This is a genomic window from Streptomyces katrae, from assembly GCF_000966975.1.
Taxonomy (GTDB): Bacteria; Actinomycetota; Actinomycetes; order Streptomycetales; family Streptomycetaceae; genus Streptomyces; species Streptomyces katrae.
Genome location: NZ_JZWV01001750.1, coordinates 1 through 372, shown reverse-complemented (window position 1 = coordinate 372; position 372 = coordinate 1). Strand labels below are relative to the sequence as shown.

The window sequence follows — 372 nt, the reverse complement described above, 5'->3', positions numbered from 1 at the left end:
AAAGTGGACCAGAGCCCCAACTCACCAACAAAGCCATCCCCGCGACCCTGCCCCGCTTCGCAGCGACCCTGCCCCGCTTCGCAACGCATCTGGAGCTCCACCGAGGGTTGATGCTCACCCGGTCCGGCGACAAGGCGGGCGGTGTCGCGCACGCCACCACCGCGATGGAGGCCCTGCCGCCCGGGAAGCACAGCCTGACCCTGCGCATGCTGGTCAACGAGATCCCGCCCTGACCGGCCCCCGGCACATCCGAGAGCACACACCGGGACCGGCCGGAGCCGACCTGCGCAGCGGACCGGTCGCGGTGTCACGGCGGTGCGCGTACTCCTGGCAGCGGGCCGGCGGATGCGGCCGGAAGCTGTCTCTTATACA

The 372-nt window shown here is 70.4% G+C and carries 1 pseudogene; it reads left to right on the top strand.

What is annotated here, in order from left to right:
• A pseudogene (locus VR44_RS43645) lies at positions 1 to 233 on the top strand (hypothetical protein); the annotation flags it as partial.
• Positions 234 to 372 lie beyond the last annotated feature (139 nt).